This is a genomic window from Rubripirellula amarantea (assembly GCF_007859865.1).
Lineage (GTDB): Bacteria > Planctomycetota > Planctomycetia > Pirellulales > Pirellulaceae > Rubripirellula > Rubripirellula amarantea.
The window spans coordinates 594,810-611,183 of the sequence record NZ_SJPI01000001.1; the positions used below are offsets into that span (position 1 = coordinate 594,810).

The 16,374-nt window shown below is 53.2% G+C and carries 12 protein-coding genes; 6 read left to right on the forward strand and 6 right to left on the reverse strand.

Features of this window, described 5'->3' with window-relative positions:
• Nucleotides 1–14 precede the first annotated feature (14 nt).
• A complete protein-coding gene (locus Pla22_RS02225; RefSeq protein ID WP_146513145.1) occupies nucleotides 15–3,290 on the forward strand; it encodes an efflux RND transporter permease subunit in 3,276 nt (1,091 codons plus the stop codon).
• 21 nt (nucleotides 3,291–3,311) lie between these two features.
• Here the strand turns inward: Pla22_RS02225 and Pla22_RS02230 are convergent, their stop codons facing one another.
• On the reverse strand, nucleotides 3,312–4,148 hold the full coding sequence (locus Pla22_RS02230; RefSeq protein ID WP_146513146.1) for a carbon-nitrogen hydrolase family protein: 837 nt from the start codon (nucleotides 4,146–4,148) through the stop codon (nucleotides 3,312–3,314).
• 69 nt (nucleotides 4,149–4,217) lie between these two features.
• Between Pla22_RS02230 and sthA the strand changes: the two genes are divergently transcribed.
• Nucleotides 4,218–5,609, forward strand: a complete 1,392-nt coding sequence (gene sthA, locus Pla22_RS02235) for a Si-specific NAD(P)(+) transhydrogenase (RefSeq protein WP_146513147.1) — start codon at nucleotides 4,218–4,220, stop codon at nucleotides 5,607–5,609.
• Here the strand turns inward: sthA and rlmB are convergent.
• The 5 genes from rlmB to Pla22_RS02260 all read right to left on the reverse strand — a co-directional run bounded on the left by rlmB (nucleotide 5,606) and on the right by Pla22_RS02260 (nucleotide 11,372).
• Nucleotides 5,606–6,448, reverse strand: a complete 843-nt coding sequence (gene rlmB, locus Pla22_RS02240; RefSeq protein WP_146513148.1) for a 23S rRNA (guanosine(2251)-2'-O)-methyltransferase RlmB — start codon at nucleotides 6,446–6,448, stop codon at nucleotides 5,606–5,608. The two genes, sthA and rlmB, sit on opposite strands and share 4 nt — an antisense overlap.
• 177 nt (nucleotides 6,449–6,625) lie before the next feature.
• Nucleotides 6,626–8,113: a dicarboxylate/amino acid:cation symporter gene (locus Pla22_RS02245; RefSeq protein WP_146513149.1), complete on the reverse strand. Its 1,488-nt coding sequence runs from the start codon at nucleotides 8,111–8,113 to the stop codon at nucleotides 6,626–6,628.
• An 89-nt stretch (nucleotides 8,114–8,202) separates the two neighbouring features.
• Nucleotides 8,203–8,589: a holo-ACP synthase gene (locus Pla22_RS02250; RefSeq protein ID WP_146513150.1), complete on the reverse strand. Its 387-nt coding sequence runs from the start codon at nucleotides 8,587–8,589 to the stop codon at nucleotides 8,203–8,205.
• Nucleotides 8,590–8,598: 9 nt separating this feature from the next.
• Nucleotides 8,599–9,561 carry a tryptophan--tRNA ligase gene (trpS, locus tag Pla22_RS02255; protein WP_146513151.1) on the reverse strand — a complete coding sequence of 321 codons (963 nt, stop codon included), beginning with the start codon at nucleotides 9,559–9,561 and terminating at the stop codon, nucleotides 8,599–8,601.
• Between the two features lie 224 nt (nucleotides 9,562–9,785).
• Nucleotides 9,786–11,372 carry an efflux transporter outer membrane subunit gene (locus tag Pla22_RS02260; RefSeq protein WP_146513152.1) on the reverse strand — a complete coding sequence of 529 codons (1,587 nt, stop codon included), beginning with the start codon at nucleotides 11,370–11,372 and terminating at the stop codon, nucleotides 9,786–9,788.
• A 357-nt stretch (nucleotides 11,373–11,729) separates the two neighbouring features.
• Here Pla22_RS02260 and Pla22_RS02265 point away from each other — a divergent pair, with 357 nt between their 5' ends.
• The 4 genes from Pla22_RS02265 to Pla22_RS02280 all read left to right on the forward strand — a co-directional run bounded on the left by Pla22_RS02265 (nucleotide 11,730) and on the right by Pla22_RS02280 (nucleotide 16,370).
• A complete protein-coding gene (locus Pla22_RS02265; RefSeq protein WP_165440486.1) occupies nucleotides 11,730–13,499 on the forward strand; it encodes an HlyD family secretion protein in 1,770 nt (589 codons plus the stop codon).
• Between the two features lie 41 nt (nucleotides 13,500–13,540).
• Complete coding sequence (locus tag Pla22_RS02270; protein ID WP_146513154.1) at nucleotides 13,541–15,052, forward strand: glycosyltransferase; 1,512 nt, start codon at nucleotides 13,541–13,543, stop codon at nucleotides 15,050–15,052.
• Between the two features lie 52 nt (nucleotides 15,053–15,104).
• On the forward strand, nucleotides 15,105–15,917 hold the full coding sequence (locus tag Pla22_RS02275) for a polysaccharide lyase (RefSeq protein ID WP_146513155.1): 813 nt from the start codon (nucleotides 15,105–15,107) through the stop codon (nucleotides 15,915–15,917).
• A gap of 135 nt (nucleotides 15,918–16,052) precedes the next feature.
• Nucleotides 16,053–16,370: a hypothetical protein gene (locus Pla22_RS02280; RefSeq protein WP_146513156.1), complete on the forward strand. Its 318-nt coding sequence runs from the start codon at nucleotides 16,053–16,055 to the stop codon at nucleotides 16,368–16,370.
• The last annotated feature ends 4 nt before the right edge of the window (nucleotides 16,371–16,374 follow it).

The following is a 16,374-nucleotide window of genomic DNA, read 5'->3' on the forward strand; positions in this document are numbered from 1 at the left end:
AGAGCGACCGCAAGATGAAGTCCATTATCCGCGCATCGATTCTGAATTCGTCAGCGCTAAATCTGTGCATGGTGTCGATGATGGTCGTCGGCTGGTTCTGCTTGCGTGCTATGCAACGCGAATCGTTTCCTGAGTTTGACCTCGATCGAATATCGGTTGTTGTTCCGTATCCCGGGGCGGCCCCGCAAGAAGTCGAAGAGGGCATCGCTCAAAAAATTGAAGAAGCGGTGCGGGCTATCGAAGGCATCAAGAAAGTAACGTCCACTGCTTCGGAAGGTTCATGCAGCGTCACCCTTGAATTGGTGTCCGGTGGTCGAAAGCCCGATCGCGTACTCGATGAAGTGCGAAGTGAGATTGATCGCATCCCCAGCTTTCCTCTCGAAGCCGAAGAGCCGCAAATAACACTGTTGACCAACCGCAGAGCCTCCATACGCATCGGCATCATTGCGCCCAAGCGAGATTCGCGTCAGTCAGGTCCCCTTAGCATTGATGTCGACGAAGAATTGCAATTACGAGAAGTCGCCGAGCGAGTTCGCGATGGATTGCTAGAGATCAACGAAGTATCGCAAGTCGATTTCTTGGCCGCTCGGCAATATCAGATCGACATCGAAATTCCCGAAGACAACCTGCGGTCCCACGGCATGACACTTCGCCAGGCCGCCGATGCGATCCGACGCGAAAATCGTGAACTGCCCGCCGGATCCATTCGCAGCCAATCGCAAGAGGTGCTGCTGCGAGGCAATAACCGTCGAACCAATGGACCGGAACTAGCAGAATTGCCTCTGGTAACCGAACCCGGTGGCGGTGTGTTGACGGTTGGTGACTTGGGAACGGTGCGGGATGAGTTTGCCGATTCAACGGCTATCAACTTCATCAATGGTAAACCGGCGCTCGCGATGTCGGTGCAACGCAGCACATCCGAAGACTTGTTCGCGATGATCGACGCAGTCAAGGAATACATCGACAACGTATCGCTGCCGCCGGGTTACGAACTCGTTACGTGGGGCGACGAGTCCATCGAGGTGCGAGGACGATTAGATCTACTGATCCGCAATGGTATCCAAGGGCTGGTCATCGTTTTTGTTCTCTTGATGTTGTTCCTGGACCCCAAGCTCGCATTTTGGGTAGCGCTAGGAATTCCGTTTTCTCTATTAGGTTCCGGGGTGTTCTTGTACCTGACTGGTCAAACACTTAACCAAATTTCGATGTTTGCCTTCGTGATGGCTTTAGGCATCGTTGTCGATGACGCTATCGTGGTGGGCGAGAACATTTTCGCCCACCGGCAAATGGGAAAATCGTACTTCCAGGCTGCAATGGATGGCACCTATGAAGTGATACCGTCGGTCACGACCGCCGTGTTGACGACGGTTGTCGCGTTTGCACCGTTGTTGTTTGTCAGTGGAACGATGGGCAAATTTACGGCAGTGATGCCGGCCGCGATCATTGCGATGCTGTTTGTGTCATTGATCGAATGCGTCACGATCCTACCCTGTCACTTGGCACACAAAGAAAGCGGACTTTTTAGATTTTTCAATGTCGTCTTTTTCGCGTTCAAGTGGTTGTTGATTCCTGCTTCGTACGCGAACCGTGCGGGCACTTACTTGTTGGACTTGTATGTCCGTCGTATTTACTCGCCGACACTACGGCTTAGTCTTAACAATCGCATGGTCGTGATGGCGATGTGCGTAGGAGTCTTAATCTTAGCGGCGGGGCTCAAGAAGGCTGGCTTCATCAAGCAAAGCTTCTTTCCCAGCGTGGATGGAAACACGCTAACGGCGAACGTCGTCTTTCCTGACGGAACACCGGAAGCGATGACCTTAGCTGCCACACAGCAATGCGAAGATGCCTTCTGGAAAGTAGTGGAGGATTTGGAGAAAGAAGGCAAGCAGATCGCCAAGACCTCTTATCGAGTGGTCGGAACATCAGTTTCGGGAGGTGGATTTGGCGGGTCGTCCGGTGGATCGGGTGGACATCGCGGCAGCGTCGAGGTCGAACTCGTCAAGGCGGAAGACCGAGGCGTCCACAGTCGAGAAATCGTCAGCCGTTGGCGCGACGCGGTTGGACCAATCATTGGCACCGAAGAATTGAGCATTGGAACTCGTTCATTCGGCCCCGGGGGAACACCTATCGAGTTCAAGATCTTAGGTCCTTCCGCAGCCGTCGCCGATATCGACGCCGCTGTTGAGCGAAGCAAAGCCAAGTTAGCAGAGTACCCGGGCGTCTCAGACATCAAAGACGATTCGGTACCTGGGAAATGGGAGTACCGTTTTCGTATCAAACCCGAAGCGTTTGCTATGGGTGTTCGCACCGCTGACCTTGCCGAAACGGTTCGCGCGGCATACTACGGCGAAGAGGTGATGCGAGTTCAACGCGGCCGCCATGAAGTCAAAATCATGGTCACGTATCCTCGCGAGGATCGCCGGCTACTTTCCAACTTTGACGAGGTACGCGTGCGTTTGGAAGACGGTGCTGAGCGCCCGATCACTCAACTTGCCGAGATTGATGTTGTCCGCGGCTATGCCCAAATCAATCGCACCGACCAAGCTCGCACCATCACCGTTTCGGCAGACTTGGATGAAGATGAAGGCAACGCTGAAGAAATCGTTGCTGACCTGCAAGCTAATTTTCAACCCGCATTGCTGGCTGAGTTCCCCGATCTGCGAGTGCGCTGGGAAGGTCAACAAGAACGACGCAGCGAATCTTTTGGAAGTCTGTTCGCAGGTTTCGGCGTAGCTCTAGTCGCGATGTACATTCTGCTGGCGATCGAGTTCAAGTCGTCGATACAGCCACTGCTAGTGATGCTAATCATCCCGTTTGGAGCACTTGGTGCCGTCGCCGGCCATATGTTGATGGGATTGCCGCTCACTCTGTTTAGCTTCTATGGCATCATCGCGTTGACCGGCATCGTGGTGAACGATTCCATTGTCTTGATCGACTTTATTAATGCGAGAGTTCGGGAAGGAATGCCGATCCGAGAAGCCTTAGAAGAATCTGGTATACGACGTTTTCGTCCCGTGATGCTAACCACGATCACAACGATCGGTGGCTTGATACCGATCTTGATGGAGTCATCCATTCAGGCCCAGATCTTGATTCCCATGGCAACTAGCATTGCGTTTGGCGAGCTATTCGCAACGATCGTAGTCCTTTACCTAGTACCGGTGACGTATTCGATCTATCACAGCGCTGGCGGACACCTGGATGTTCAAGAGTACGTTGAAGATGAAATCGGTCCTTCAACCGACGTTTCCTTAGCTGACAAACGCGAGCCTTCGCTGGAACACGCTTGACGAGAGCGGGAAGTGATTGAGTTACGACATGTCGCGATTCTGAGCCGCGATGTCGCCATAGAATTCGGGACGACGGTCTTTGAATCGATCGATCACATGAGCGTCTTTGGTACGTTCGATCCGCTTGTTGCGAGCCTGAGCCAGATCGACGTCTGCGAGCAACATTACCGGCTGATCGTCGTTGCTTTGCGCTAACACGACACCGTCGGGACCACAAATCGAACTGCGACCGCAGAACTCAAATCCGTTCTCTTCCCCAATTCGGTTCGCCGCTACGAAGAACAAGTGATTTTCCATACTTCGCGAAGCAGGAACCAAATCAGCAGTCCGAGCTGCCGTTACCGGCCAATTCGTTCCCAAAGCGATAATGTCGGCACCTGCGAGCCCCAATACTCGCATAGGTTCGGGAAACGACGAGTCGTAGCAGATCGCAAGCCCAACGTTGGCATCGCCTGCGGCCAGCGTTCGGTAGGGGATATCACCGCGGTCAACAAAACGGTCGACGCCCAAGTGGGGCAAATGAATTTTCCGATAGACCCCCACTACACCCTGCGGGCCAATCAAAGCCGCTGAATTGTAGAGTCTTTCGCCATCCGATTCGAGGAAGCCGAGCGTGGCGTGCAAACCATAGTCCTTGGCGGCTGCGGCTAGCTCGGTCAGAATTGCAGAGTCGACCGAAATCGCAACGTTACTTGCACTTTCGCGAGAATCGTACGCATAACCGGTGAGCATGCATTCGGGAAACACCACCAGTTGAGCGTTAGCAGCCGCGGCTTTTTCCAGCCACTGAAAAACGCGGGTTTGATTGGCTTTCACATCCGCAAAGTCAATATCGGTCTGGACGCACGCGATCAACATCGTAAAACACACCCCTTCATTAGACGCAAATTTAATTCAGCTACCCAATAGCTTAACGAGCAAGACGCAATGAGCGATAGGAAATACGACTACGATCTGTTTGTCATTGGCACCGGACCCGGTGGAGAAGGCGCTGCGATGCAGTGCGCCAAAGGTGGCATGAGAGTCGCGGTTGCCGAACGATTCCGTCAAATTGGCGGGGGCTGCACACACTGGGGCACGATCCCCAGCAAAGCTCTGCGCCACGCCATCACTTCCACAATGACCGCTCTGAAGAACCCAGCATTGCGAGAGATGGGGATCAACACGCGGCCCAGCCTTGAGCAACTTCGTCGTGGCACACAAGCGATCATTGGACAGCAGGTCACCATGCGGCAGTCGTTTTATGACAGAAACGATGTTCCGATCTACCAGGGCCAAGCTCGCTTTGTTGATGAGCATTCTGTTTCGATCGACGGCGATGAACCCATCACCGCAAAACATTTTGTCATTGCGACCGGCTCGCGTCCTTATCGCCCCGCCGATGCTGACTTCAATCACCCTCGCATTTACGACAGCGACACGGTGCTTGAGATGGAACATAAGCCCACTTCCTTGTGCATCTATGGCGCCGGCGTCATCGGTGTTGAATACGCTTCGATGTTTCGCAACTTGGGGATCAAGGTCAACCTGATCAACACGCGTGCAAAGTTGCTTGAATTTTTAGACGACGAAATCATCGACGCGATCTCGTACCACCTTCGCGACCAAGGCGTGGTCATCCGCCACAACGAAGCAATGGAATCAATCACCGGTGAAGATGATGGAGTTGTATTGCAATTAAAGAGCGGCAAGCGAGTTAAGACAGACGCGTTGTTGTGGGCCAACGGACGTAGCGGCAACACTGAAGATTTAGGACTTGAAAACATCGGTCTAGTTCCTAATCGACGCGGACAGATCCCGATCGACGAACACTTCCAAACTGCGGTGCCTCACATTTACGCTGTGGGCGACGTTATCGGCGTTCCTTCGCTAGCCAGCGCTGCCTACACGCAAGGGCGATCCGCTGGCATGCACATGTTGGGCATGGCCGACGGAAACCTGCGTCTGCATGATATCCCCACCGGAATCTACACAAGTCCCGAGATCAGTTCCGTTGGCAAGACCGAACGCGAACTCACCGAGGCGTGCATTCCCTACGAAGTCGGCCAAGCCCAATTCAAGAGCTTAGCTCGTGCTCAAATCACTGGCCAAACGGTAGGGATGCTGAAGCTTTTGTTTCATCGGGAGACACTGGAAGTCCTTGGAGTTCACTGCTTTGGCGCCAACGCTTCTGAGATCATCCACATCGGCCAAAGCGTGATGAGCCCCGAGGGTGCGCCCAATTCGATGAACTACTTCATCGAAACCACGTTCAACTACCCGACCATGGCCGAAGCGTATCGCGTCGCAGCGCTCAATGGACTCAACCGCTTGTTCTAGTTCGGGCTGGCAACCTTAGCCGCATCACCCGACGTTCCCGCCACGCAATGTTGCTGGCGACGAATTTCGTACAGCAATATCCCAGCGGCGACCGCAGCGTTGAGCGACGTGACTTTGCCTTGCATCGGAATGCAGACTCGTTGATCGCACATCGCCAATAGCTCTGGTTCAATGCCAGTTGCTTCGCTGCCGATCACCAGCGCCGTGGGTCCCGACAAGTTCGAATCCCATACGCTTGTTTGCGTATTTGAGTCTGCCGCGATCACTTGCACGCCTTTGTCCTTTAGCAAGTTCGCTGTCGCAATCAAATCCGTCACTTTCGCGATTGCCAAGTGATTAACAGCCCCGGACGAGGACCGCACGACATGGGGCGTGACCTCGGCTTGAGCGTGGTCGCCGACGATGACACCGACCGCGCTGGCTCCGTCGCAACAACGTAGGATGGCTCCGAAGTTAAACGCATCCTGCAATCGATCACAAATCACTACCAGCGGCACCGACGAATTTTCGTTTGGTTGATCGAATCTTGAAAGCAGTTGATCCAAAGTTTGGTACGGAAACGCTCCTAATCGAATAACCAGACCTTGATGCTCGCTCGACCCCGATAGCTGTTCAAGCCTCGCCCCGTCGACTACCTCCAGAGGAATTCCCTCGCTCTGCTTCGCCTGCAAAAGATCCGAAAAACGATCCATCGCTGCGGACGTAGCATAGATCTCGCGTACGGGCCAAGTCCCGGTCGTTAGGGTTTCGGTTACCGCATGGTGGCCCCATAACCAACCGCGTTGATGGTTTCCGCTGTAACCGGCCTTTGACTTGCTCTTACGTTTTGATTTAGCCATTCTTCACTTCTCGTTCGATCAAGTCATTTGGTGTGCCATAGGACCGGCCACCCATGGACGGGTATCTCCAATGGTCTGGCAGGGATGTTGCCATAGAAACAAGAGATTGCCAGGATTGTCGACGATTCGCAGCGGTCGTCAACGATGCGGGCCCGATGCAGTGTGCACTCACCAAGTTCAGGCAACCGGTGCGGCCGGCGTGGGCGGCGTAGCATCGGCGAGGTCAAATCGCTCTATGACGGCACAACCACATGAATCGCTCCAAACGTTGACACTCGTCCGTGCCATGTCGAGCACACGATCGACGGCCAGGATAATGCCCTGCATTTCAATCGGTAATCCGACCGCTTGCAGAATAATGACCATCATCACCAGACCCGCATGCGGAATCCCGGCTGAACCGACACTGGCTAGAAGTGCGGTGATTACGACAATCACCTGTTGGGTGAACGGTAAGTTTTGGCCGAAGTGAAGCTGTGCGATGAATAGAACCGCAACCACTTCGTAAAGAGCAGTACCGTCCATGTTAACGGTCGCGCCCAAGGGCAATACGAACGATCCAGTCTTGTTGCTGATTCCTGCGCGCTCTTCCACCGCCGACATTGTCAGAGGCAAAGTCCCATTGCTGCTGGCGCTACTAAACGCGGTCAGCAGTGCGGGTGCCATTGCCTTGAAATAATCCAACGGATTGCGTTTAGCAAAGAACCATAGAATCAACGGCAACGTGATAAGAGCATGGATCGCTAACGCCACCATGACGGCGATCACATACAGCCCAAGTGCTCGGTAAACTCCGACACCCTGAGTCGCTGTCACATATGCAATCAAGAAAAACACGCCGATCGGTGCCAAGCGTATGATCGCTGTAGTAAGCGCCATGATGACTTCGAATCCCGCACTGGTCGCATCAAGAATTCTCGTGCGAGTGGATTCGCTTGCACGCAACGTGAACAATCCAATCGCAATCGTAAATGCGATAATCGAAAGGAAGTTCGGTTCGACGAGAGCACCGATTGGATTACTAGGAATCAACGCTTCAACTTGATGAAACAATACATCACCAAGCGATTCAGCTTTAACTGGCGCGGCTAACTTGGCATTCTTTGCAATGTCCTGACCCAACCCTGGGCGGATCAAGTTCACGACAAACAGCCCCGTCAAAATCGCGAGCACGCTGGTTGCCATGTAATACAAAATAGTACGGCGAAACATGCGTCCGACGCCTTCCGCAGCCCCGAGTCCCAGGATGCCACAGAGCAACGACGTCACGATCAATGGCACAGCAACCATTTGCAACATCCGCAGAAACAGCCCACCGATACGTTTGAACCAGTTACCGAATCGTTTGGCCGTGCTTTGTCCATGATCTAGATAAAGACTTGCGGCGAGAGAATCTTCGCTTTCCAAGGCCGCCACACTACGTACAGAACGATCCCCTGACACGATCGGGTCGATGATCCAAGACACTGAACGATCGTCTTTGGTCAAATAACGAATCTCAGTCCGCTCTGACGAATCCACAATCTGCGCCGTAACCACGGAAGCCGGTAAACCTTCGCTCAAATTCACCGTTCGGTCAGATGCAAAGATGTTTAACCAAGCCCCCAGCAACGTGCCGGCGATCATACCGATGAGTATTTGCCAGTGAAGTGCGATCCTAAACATCGACTGATTCCTTGAAACCCGTTTTCACGGATGAGGTAAGACCTATCCAATTGTACAAAGCGACTGCCTACGCGCGGCAATCACTTGTGTCACTCCAGTTCATCGGTCGCTAAAACGTAGGCTGTCGCGTGGGTCCGACATCCGCCCATCGCAATGTGCAACTTTTCAATGCCGACCTGCTCGGCCCAATCAACCGCGGCACCCGCCAGTTCAAGGGAAGGGCCTTCGCCAACGATCATCACAACTTCGATGTCGATCCAACGCACGCCTTGGTTGCGGCATCGCATCGCTTTCATCGTGGCCTCTTTGGCGGCCCATCGTTTAGCGAAATTCAAATTTGAATTCACCGCTCCCAAACAATACGCGATCTCGCCAGCCGTGTAGACTCGTTCGAGAAATTGCTCGCCATGTGCTTCGATCATTTTTTGAATGCGCAAACATTCAATGATCTCTGTTCCGATTCCTAGTATCGCCATGCACGTAGCTTAGCGGACACCACAGGCTTTTTGGGCGCGAGAAAGAACTTCCCCCGCAACTTCGCGAGCACGGTCAGCTCCATCGCGGAGCGTCTGGTGAACGTAATCGAGGTTCTTCTCGAGATCGCTTCGTTTTTCCCGTGCCCCAGCGAAATACTGTTCGCTTGCTTCCGCGACCGCCTTTTTCACCTCTCCATAACCAAACCCGCCACGGCGATACATCGCTGCCATTTGGTCGATGGACGGTTGGTCAGCAAACAAGCGATAAAGATCGAACAAATGATCGTCTTCGGGATCCTTGGGATCTTCCATTGCACGACTATCGGTAGTGATGCGCATGATCTGCTTACGAATCTTTTTTACGTCGCCAAAGAGTGGCAACGTGTTGTCGTAACTCTTGCTCATCTTTTGCCCGTCGGTCCCTGGCACCTTCGCACCATGATCCAATGTCTTGGCTTTTGGCAATACAAACGTTTCACCGTAGGCATGGTTAAAGCTCGATGCCAAATCGCGACAAACTTCGATGTGTTGGATTTGATCCGCCCCCACCGGCACAATCTGACTGTCGTAGACCAAGATGTCAGCGGTCATCAATACCGGATACGTAAACAACCCGGCATTGGCAGCCAAGCCGCGTTCTTTCTTTTCCTTGAAGGCGGTACATCGTTCCAATAGTCCCATCGACGCGTTCGAAAGCAGCAACCAATTCAGTTCGCTCACTTCGGGCACGTATGATTGGACAAACATCGTTGCTTTGGTTGGATCAAGTCCCAACGCCAAGAGGTCCAAGGCGGCGTCAAGAACGTAGGATCGCAACAACTCGGGGTCGCGGACTGTTGTCAGTGCGTGCAGGTCAGCGATGAAGTAAAACCCTTCATGCTCGTCTTGCAAATCAATGTACTGACGAATAGCACCAAAAAAGTTGCCCCAATGGGGACGGCCGGTAGGTTGAATTCCAGATAGAACACGCATGAATCAATGGCCACTCAAACGCCGGGGGGCGAACGACAACCGCTCGCGGGCGAATGAAAAGAGAGGAAAACTTCAGTCAAGGTTCACGATTGTGAACGATCACCCGCCCGACGCGAAGTGGGGCGACGCGAAGTAGGGCGACGCGAAGTAGGGCGACGCGAGTGGGGCGACGCGAGTGGGGCGAATCAAACTAGGCCAAAAACCTTGCAGGAGACCCCAATCGACTAGAAACCGCTGCTGACGTATTCCGTAGACTGGCCCCCGCAGGGTTCGCTGTGCCCGCAAACCGCTTGTTGCCACGCCGTCAATCGAACGTCTCCACCGCCAAGAGCCTGGAACAAGTCGACCGCCGCCGTGGCCGAATCAGCCCGGGCACGAGCCAACTCAATGGAGCTCCGCAGCAACCTACGCTGGTTGGAAACCACTCGCTCGAGCGACGCTTTGTCCGCCCCATATTGCTGGCGAGCCAATTCAACGGCCTCGCCTGAATCGTTTACGGTTTGGGTCAGGATTTCGATGCGTCGTCGCTGTTGGCCCTGCGCCGCCAGCGCGTTTTCGACTTCAGAAACAGCCACCAGCACTGATTGACGATACCGCGCGATGGCCTGCTTGAGCTGCGCCTTTTGAATATCGACTTGCGCCTCGATTCGACCGAGCGACAAGATATTCCATGTAACGCCTGGGCCAAAGGCAAAGACAAGTGAATCGTAATCCAGCAAGTTCGAAACTTTTCGCGAGTCTACCGACACCGTCCCCAGCAAAGACAATCGGGGATAGTACTCCGCTTTGGCGACACCGATTCTGGCGCAAGCCGCAGCAATTTCTCTTTCGCTACGGCGAACATCGGGACGACGACGAAGCAACTCGGCCGGTACCTCCGGCGAAATCGGCGGCGGTGACAACTGCGACGTCGGTCGCAGTAAGTACGCCTCACATTCGCTAGGCGTCGTTCCCATCAGCAGAGCAATCAAGTTGTAGCTCTGCTGGATGCCCTGTTCGTAAATGGGTTGATCCGATTCGGTCAATCCGATGCGGCTTTGGAGCTGAACCAAATCTAGTCGCGTGACCTGCCCAGCCTCGATCCGATCTTCGACTTCCTCGATGCTATCGCGTTGCACCTTCAAATTGAGTTGGTTCTGACGAAGTAGTTCTTGGTTGAGGCGTAAGTTGATGTAGGCGCGAGCAATGTCCGCTGCGAGAACGCGGCGAAGGTTTACAAGGTCTTCTTCAGTCGCTTGGTAATCCGCTTTTGCGGCTTCGGTTTCTCGAGCGATGCGACCGACGATGTCGATCTCCCACCGCGAGTCCACGCCAAGAGAAAAGAAGTGAAACGGACTGCCGTTGCTCGCCACGAATGGTTGGGCATTGGAGCTGCGTTTGCGGCGTTCGTATGTTGTAAAGGCATCAGCAAACGGATCAGCTTGGCCACTGACGATGCGGACCACACTCTTTGCTTCTTGAATCCGCCAAGTCAGCTCGTCGACCGATGGATTATCACGAACACTTCTCGCGATCAGCATCGGAAGGTATTCGTCGTTCAAGAAAGACCAATCCGCAGGATGTTCTTGCTGGGCTAGGGCTAAGTTCAGTGCATCGTCCAAACCACTCGTGGATTCGCTTGAAATTTGCGTGACTGAACCCTCTGCATTGTCACCCAAAAAGCCTGCGTTAAGTGGTGGAGGTTCGACACCCCCATAGTCAGGACCGACTGTTGCGCAACCTGAGTGCAAAAGCATGAACACGGCCAGCGACAAAGATGCGAAGCCAATCGCCATTGAGGTTCGTTCGTGGTAGCGACTGTTTAGATCCACGATACGTCCCCTCCCTAGTTTCTCGTCATCAAAGCTTAACTGTCTGGTCTCAAGGGATTCTTCGGCACAAAGAGAAGTCGAGTGCCGGGGAAACGTTAACGAAGAAAAAACCAGAAGAATCGGAAGAGTCTGCCTAGGCGTTATAGGGAGCAGAAACGGACCTAAGCCGTTTCGAACGGCCCCGATCCCCAACCGCAGCTCGAATCCTGCAGCAAAACAGGGGGGATGGGGCACCTAGGATACATTTGCATTCTAATTTCGGGCTCGTATTATCCTCGGGTTGAAATTCGCCGTCTCTTACCGGGAAACACCGGTGAGCTTCGTTTGAATGCCCTTTTCAGTCCACTGGATTTTCCCATGAAGACCCCCCAGGAACGGATCGACGGTCCGAGCCCGAATCACTACCACCCCTTTAGCAATCTAAATGCTTCGACTTCCCGCGGTCGCATGACGTCGGGAACGGTCGCTCTTGGCGAACGAAGTAACACAAGCAACGTTCCACCTCGAAGTCCCCAACGGTCCACCGGTGAATTCGCAGTGGCGCTGAATCTGGATGACCAACTGTACCAGGTGCTCGATTTCGACGAGTACACGTTTGAAATCCAATCCGAAACGCTTGCCAAAGAATTCGATCCCAACGCTTCACCTCAAACGCGCCAGGGGACGATTGTCAGCGGCAATGAGAAAGTCGATGTTCAGTTTCGTCCACGTCGCGTTAAGGGTGATCGCTTGACGATGGGTTTTTACGACTTCTCGATCCAAGGACGCGAGCAACTTCAACGAATTCGCAAGCGAGTTGGATCTGACGGTCGCGACGAACTTCACGACATGTCTTACGACGATTTGGCAAAGGGGGGAAAGAAGGAACCCAAGGCTGAAGTAGCTTTGGCACCCAAACGCGCGTCAACGCTAAAGAAGATGGCTGCGATGGCGGTGTTGGCTGCATCCATGCTGCTCGTCGCACTTTGGGTCGGGTACATGGTTCAATCACGATCCACAGTCGCGGTGAACAATAGCGTCATGGTGGGTAACTTCATTCCTGTCAATGCACCCGAGCAAGCACAACTGATTGATGTACTTGTTGAAACTGGTGAAGAAATCAAAGCCGGTCAAACGTTGGCGCGACTTAGCAATCGAGAGGCCGCCGAAGATCTAGCGATCCTCGAATCGCAACTGAAACGAGCGATGTCCGAAGCTGAAGCGTATCGAAGCGAAGCAGCCAAAGTCACTGACCTATTCCGCTTTGCGACCATGAAAGTGGAACGCGACATCAACGTGGCCAAAGCAGAAATGCTGAGCGCCGATGCAATGCACTCAGCCGCTGAAGCACAACTAGCACGTTTGCAACCGTTAATTGCTCGAGGCAACGTTGCGTTAGCTGAAGTGGATGAAGCCAAAGCGATGCTTGCCACGGCCAACGCAGAAAAAATCCGTCAAAGTGCGGTGATCGAGACTCTTGCCTTGGCAAAAGAAGCTGCCCAGTCGCAGATCATCATCAACGAAAGCGGAGTGGTGAATCCGCTGAGCGAACTGCAAACCAAGATTGCCTGCGCCGAGGCGGCAATTAAGGAACTACAGGAAACACGTGATGTGTTGCTTGCTTCGGCCGGACCAATCGAACTTCAAGCACCTTCGGACGGGACCGTCTACGCGATCTATCGAAGCGAAGGGGAGACGTTACGAGTCGCTGATCAAATGTTGGCGTTAAGCGCTGAAGATGGTGGCTGGGCAACGGGACACGTTGCGGCCTACCTTGCACCCGAGATTCGCCCCGGTCAGCCGGTTGAGATCGAGATACCTTCGCTGGGAATCACGACCGTTGGGATTGTCGATGGAGTAGGTCATCGCTCGGTTTATGGCCATGGTGGTTACAACGCCGATTTCCGCGGTGGTCCGTTGGAAGTTCCGATTCGTGTAGCGATTGATTTCGAAGGCCAGCCCGTTCCTTCGGGTCTGCGATTGAACATGACCGTACGAGTGAAGGATCACTTGAAAGACATGAAACGTTGGATCAACGACAAGATTGCTGTTTGGCGAGGTGAAACGGTGCCAGGAAGCGACGATTCCGAGCGGCAGGAAACTGCCTCGCTAGGAAAGAAAAAAATCCAAGTCGCAATGACGAAGTGATCATCCAACTATTTAACTCGCACGCTTAGCTTCCTGATTCGATGTCCTCATCCAGTATCCGCTACGACATATCGACAACCGTTCGACTGATCAAAACACTGCCGATCATCGGGGCATACCTATTATTGATCGTGCTTGTGTTCATTTCGTTGCCCGAGAAAGCACAACGAATACCGCTTGAATCCATTGTTGTGATCGGATTCATTGGACTGTTTCGTTATGGATGCGTGTTGACGCACTGTGTTCGTGCAGCCCTCTACGAACACTACATGTATCCGAAGATTCGTTTTCAAGCGGATCAATTGCCCGCGGAAGAACGCATGCCTAAGCGAGCGTTCTTCATCATTCCAACAGCCGGGGAAAAACCCGAGGTATCTCGTTTGATGCTCGGCTCGGTTCTCGATGAGGCGGCAACGATTTCGAGTCAAGTGATCATCGTCGTCAACGCAGGCAGCGAGCGAGATGACGCGATCTTTCAAGACCTGCTTGCCGAGCGTCCTTCGCTACCCAATGTGGAAGTGCGGTACATTCGCCAGCACGGCGGAAAACGTCCCGGCATGGCGGACTGCATGTCTCGATTGATGGACGAAGAGGTCGATGATAATGATGTGATCATCTTGATGGATGGTGATACCGTCCTGGGCAACGGAATCTTAAACAAGTGCTTTCCGCTTTTTGCCCTTCGTCCCAAGCTCGGTGCCGTCACGACTGACAATATCTCGGTCACCAAAGGCAATTGGATGTACCGCAAGTGGTACACGCTGCGGTTTTCCATGCGACATCGGATGATGAAGTCTCAGAGCTTGTCGAGCCAGTTGTTGGTTTTAACCGGCAGGTTCAGCATCATACGAGCCAAAGAAGCTCTTAACGACGAGTTTGTTTCCTATTTGGAAAACGACCGTATCAAGCACTGGCTGCACGGCGAAATCAAGTTTGTGACTGGCGATGACAAGAGCACGTGGTACTGCTTGCTCAAGCGTGGTTGCGAAATGTTGTATGTGCCCGACGCTCATATTTTCTGCATGGAAGATTCCGGGCCTAAACCGATCACGATGAGCATCAAGAAGATGCATCGTTGGTTTGGCAACATGCTTCGCAACAATGGCCGCGCGATTCGGCTGGGACTCGGTTGCCAAAAGCCGTTTATTTGGTGGTGCCATATCGACCAGCGCATTTCGATGTTCACGAGTCTGTTGGGTCCGATTGCGGCAATTTGGGCCGCGTTTTGGATTTCCCCGTACTACTTAGTGGCATATGGCATGCTGGTAGTGCTGGCCAGACTCATCTACGCCCTGATCTTGACGCTCGAAGGTCACCGAATGAGCTTCACTGACATTCCGCTTTTGCTTTACACCCAATGGGTCGGCAGTAGCGTGAAAATCTACACGATGTTTCACCTTCACCGTCAGAAATGGGATTCTCACCGTCAATCAAGCAGCGGAACTCAGGGTTCCAACGAGTCCATCTTTGACGCGCTGATTCCCAAAATGCAGATGGCCTTTTCTCTCACAATGCTGTTGGTATTTGTCGCAGTCGTGGTCGGTGTCAAATAAATTGAAACGCTGAACTTGATTCATCGTCCCGAATTCCAACCCCAAAACACCCATGATCGCCTGTACTGCAATTGTCGGCTTTCTCCTGCTAGCAGCGGGATGGATCTTTCCTGCGGCGGCTTTGCCGGAGGGTGTTGTCACCGAAGCCGAACTAAAAGAGCACTGTCCCAAGTTGCTTTGGTCGGACCTCTACGACCGCTTAGAACTTTTTCGAACAGAAAACGGCAGAGATTCCCGATCAACTCAGTCGAACACGTTGGGGAATGAGCCAACCACGACGCAAGAAATTCTTCGGGTAAGGTATCCCAAAGGAGGCGTGGGAACGCGGAACAGTGGCGCCCAAATGATGTTCGAACTCGAACCATCGAAAGCTGCGGTTTGTGAGTACCGCGTGCGTTTTGCCGAGAATTTTGAGTTTGTCAAAGGCGGCAAACTACCCGGGCTCGCGGGCGGGGAGGCGACGTCGGGTCTCGTGAAGCCCAATGGTGATGGATGGACCGCGCGACTGATGTGGCGAAAACGCGGCGCGGCGGTGCTTTATCTTTATCACATGGATCAACGCAAACGGCAGGGTGAAGACTTTCCACTTTACGTAACGTTTCGGCCGGGTAAGTGGTATCAGATCCGTGAAGAGGTTCGCGTGAATGACCCCGGTCAACGCAATGGTCGGATACGTATCTGGATCAACGGCGAACTAGCACTCGATCAAGAATCACTAAGGCTGCGAAGCGGCAACCAAGCACCGGTGGATCGGTTCTACTTCAGCACGTTCTTCGGTGGTAGCGGTGACGATTGGGCTCCGCATCGTGATCAAGTGATTGACTTTTCGGAAATTAAAGTCAACTCATTAGACGTCATCCGGTAATGAGACGCCTGTGCTGCACATCCCGCGCAAGATGAATATTTGCTTCGTTGGAACACGTAGACTGGAATTCATCTCCACAATGAGCGATGATCTTAGACGATGACGGAGTGTTTCTTGGACGAAGGTTGTTACGGCATGGACCCCTCAAAAATAAAAGTCGGTGATTGGGTAATCTACCGAAAGCAAAAAAGCAGCAAGGCGCCTGGCCCGCGTGCCGTCGACGTACGCGCTTCAAGCGGCGGCGAGACCTACCAGTACATGGTTGATAAGTTCTGGGTGGTGGAAGAGGTCCACGACGATGGGATCCTGCTGCGAACTCGACGGGGCAAGCAAAATACCATTCCCTTTGATGACCCACGACTTAGAATCCCGTCCTGGTGGGAAAAGCTGATCTATCGTCAACGGTTTCTTGAAGTCGCCAACGGAAACGAGCTATCTACGTCCGACCAGTAGTTTG